This window comes from Microbacterium sp. 71-23, from assembly GCF_001897265.1.
Lineage (GTDB): Bacteria > Actinomycetota > Actinomycetes > Actinomycetales > Microbacteriaceae > Microbacterium > Microbacterium ginsengisoli.
The window spans coordinates 1-3,266 of sequence record NZ_MKSL01000022.1; the positions used below are offsets into that span (position 1 = coordinate 1).

The following is a 3,266-nucleotide window of genomic DNA, read 5'->3' on the forward strand; positions in this document are numbered from 1 at the left end:
CTCCGCCACCCGCTCGTAGCGCTCGGGATGATCCTCGTAGGCGGCGGGGACGTCGGGCAGCTCCTGAGAGAACTCCAGGAGGAGCTGCAGCCTGTCGGCTTCGGGAAGCTCGAGGAACTCGTCGCGGATCTCCGCCAGCGAGTCGGGGAGCGAGGGCTCGGTCATCGATCCCATTGTCCCACCCGAGACGGCGGCGGGACCCCGACGCTCATCGGGCGGGCGCGTCGCCCGGCTCCGCGCCGGTCGCGATCGGAACCCGCACCGCGCTGCCCCACTCGGTCCACGACCCGTCGTAGTTGCGCACGTGCGGGAACCCCAGCAGGTGCTGCAGCACGAACCACGTGTGGCTCGACCGCTCGCCGATGCGGCAGTACGCGATGACGGCGTCGCCGTCCGAGAGCCCCGCCTCCCCGCGGTAGATCGCGTCGAGTTCCTCGCGCGAGCGGAAGGTCCCGTCGGCGGCGACGGCGCGCGCCCACGGCACGTTGCGCGCCGTCGGAATGTGGCCGGCGCGCAGCGCGCCCTCCTCGGGATAGGCGGGGGCGGAGGTGCGCTCGCCGGTGTACTCCTCGGGCGAGCGCACGTCGATGAGGGGCGCGCCGAAGTGCGCGAGGACGTCATCGCGGTACGCGCGCAGCACGGAGTCGTCGCGCTCCACCACGGGGTACGCGGTCGCGGTGCGCGAGGTCTTCTCCGTCGTGATCGGACGGCCCTCGGCGATCCAGAGGTCACGCCCGCCGTCGAGCAGCCGCACGTCCTCGTGCCCGAAGAGCGAGAAGACCCACAGCGCGTACGCCGCCCACCAGTTGTTCTTGTCGCCGTAGATGACGACGGTGTCGTCGCGCGAGATGCCCTTGGCGCTCAGCAGCGCGGCGAAGCCCTCGCCGTCGACATAGTCACGGACGACCGGGTCGTTGAGCTCGGTGTGCCAGTCGACCTTCACCGCGCCCGGGATGTGGCCGGTCTCGTACAGGAGGACGTCCTCGTCCGACTCGACCACGACGAGGCCCGGCGAGCCCAGGCGCTCCTGAAGCCAGTCGCCGGTGACCAGCCGGCCGGGCTCCGCGTACTCGGAGAACTTGGGGGACGACGTGTCGGTCTCGACGGACACCGGATGCTCCTCGGATCGGGGGTGGCGGGCGACGGCGATAGGGTGAACTCCGTCGAATTCGACACTAGTTGCCCCATCGGGCACCGCTCCCTTTCTTACGAACTCCGACATGATCGGACCCGAATGAGTTCGCCCTCCGGCATCGTCCACCTCGTCGACAGGACGCCTCAGGTGACCGGCGACGAGATGGTCGCGGCCCTCGTCCCGCCGCCGCAGTTCGACCACGCGACGTTCGAGACCTATCGTCCCGATCCCGCGTACCCGTCGCAGGCCGAGGCGAAGGACCTCCTCGTGGCCTTCTCGGGCGGGGGCGCACCGCCGGCGAGGGGCGGCTTCTTCCGTCGCGCGAAGAAGGAGCCCGAGGTGAAGCCCGGCGTCTACCTGGACGGCGGATTCGGGGTGGGCAAGACCCACCTCCTCGCGGCGACGTACCACGCCATGCCGGTGCGCCGGAAGTACTTCGGGTCGTTCATCGAGTACACGGCGCTCGTGGGGGCTCTCGGCTACCAGAACACCGTCGAGCTCTTCCGCGGCGCCGACCTCCTGTGCATCGACGAGTTCGAGCTCGACGACCCGGGAGACACGATGGTCATGACGCGACTGCTCGGCGAGCTCGTCGCGGGCGGGACCCGGCTGGCGGCCACCTCCAACACCCCGCCGAACGCCCTGGGTGAGGGGCGCTTCGCGGCGCAGGACTTCCTCCGGGAGATCCACGCGATGTCGGCGAGCTTCCAGACCGTCCGCATCGACGGCACCGACTACCGGCAGCGCGCGATCGACGGGCAGGCCAAGGTGCTCGACGACGCGGCGTACGAGCGGGCGATCGCGGATGGCGCGGCTCACGGCGTCGTCTCCGACGACGTGTTCGCGCAGCTCGTCGCGCACTTGTCGCACGTGCATCCGTCCCGTTACATCCGCCTCGTCGCCGGCGTGACCGCCATCGGGCTCCGCGATGTCGAGCAGCTGCAGGACCAGTCGGCCGCGCTGCGGTTCGTCGCGTTCGTCGACCGCGCCTATGACGCCCAGGTGCCGATCCGGTCCACGGGGCGACCGCTCAGCGACGTCTTCGGCGAAGAGATGCTGGCCGGCGGGTACCGCAAGAAGTACCTCCGCGCCATCTCCCGCCTCATCGCACTCACCTCAGCGTGACACGCCGAGTCTGACGCGGGGAAACACGATGTTTACATCCCGCCCGGCTCCGTAACCGCGACGAAACGTGGAAACCCGCCCGCGGAAACCTCTTCTCAGCAAACTCTCAACGAAGACCCGACCGCCGTTGCGGGCGTCGGATACCCGAGAGAAACACCTGAGAGGTAATCCCTATGCATGTGATTGCAGCAGCGGAGCCCGCGGCCACGCAGGCCAACGTCAATGCACTGTGGCTGCTCGTGGCAGCAGCCCTCGTCCTGCTCATGACCCCCGGCGTCGCGTTCTTCTACGGCGGCATGGTCAAGGCGAAGAGCGTCGTCTCCATGATGATGATGAGCTTCGGCGCCATCGCGCTGGTCGCCGTGCTCTGGGTTCTGTACGGCTACGGCATGTCGTTCGGCACGCCGCTCATCCAGAACTGGCTCGGCAACCCCTTCGATGGGCTGATCGGCCTCGGCAAGCTGCTCGGCATCGGCAAGGACGGCGCGATGTCGCCGGACCTGGGCGCCCTCGCCTTCGTCGGCTTCCAGGCGACGTTCGCCATCATCACCGTCGCGCTGATCTCGGGCGCCATCGCGGATCGCGCCAAGTTCGGCGCATGGATGGTCTTCGCCGGCATCTGGGTCACGGTCGTCTACTTCCCGGTCGCGTACTGGGTGTTCAACCTCGGTGACGGCTGGGCGCCCCACCTGCTCGGCGTCAACGACTTCGCGGGCGGCACGGCCGTGCACATCAACGCGGGTGCGGCAGGCCTCGCCCTGGCACTGGTCCTCGGCAAGCGCGTGGGTTTCCAGAAGGGGATCACCAAGCCGCACAACGTGCCGCTGACCCTCCTCGGCGCTGCGCTCCTGTGGTTCGGCTGGTTCGGCTTCAACGCAGGATCCGAGGCCGCGGTCGACGGTGTCGCCGCGATCGCGTGGATCAACACCCTCGCCGCGCCTGCTGCCGCGACCATCGGCTGGCTGATCGTCGAGAAGATCAAGGACGGCAAGCCCACCTCGATCGG

The 3,266-nt window shown here is 69.0% G+C and carries 3 protein-coding genes and 1 pseudogene; 2 read left to right on the forward strand and 2 right to left on the reverse strand.

What is annotated here, in order from left to right; translation table 11 throughout:
• Positions 1-165, reverse strand: a pseudogene (locus BGO15_RS09790) (cysteine desulfuration protein SufE); the annotation flags it as partial.
• A gap of 43 nt (positions 166-208) precedes the next feature.
• Positions 209-1,111, reverse strand: a complete 903-nt coding sequence (locus BGO15_RS09795) for a sulfurtransferase (protein ID WP_286748150.1) — start codon at positions 1,109-1,111, stop codon at positions 209-211.
• A gap of 123 nt (positions 1,112-1,234) precedes the next feature.
• On the opposite strand from BGO15_RS09795, the gene zapE reads away from it, so the two are divergent.
• Positions 1,235-2,260, forward strand: coding sequence for a cell division protein ZapE (gene zapE / locus BGO15_RS09800; protein ID WP_286748151.1), 1,026 nt, complete (start codon positions 1,235-1,237; stop codon positions 2,258-2,260).
• A gap of 173 nt (positions 2,261-2,433) precedes the next feature.
• The coding region (locus BGO15_RS09805) for an ammonium transporter (protein WP_502689161.1) at positions 2,434-3,266 on the forward strand (833 nt) is incomplete at its 3' end.

What these genes read in the sequence shown, in the direction of transcription:
- zapE (WP_286748151.1), top strand. Translation starts at nt 1,235, where the DNA reads ATGAGTTCGCCCTCCGGCATCGTCCACCTCGTCGACAGGACGCCTCAG.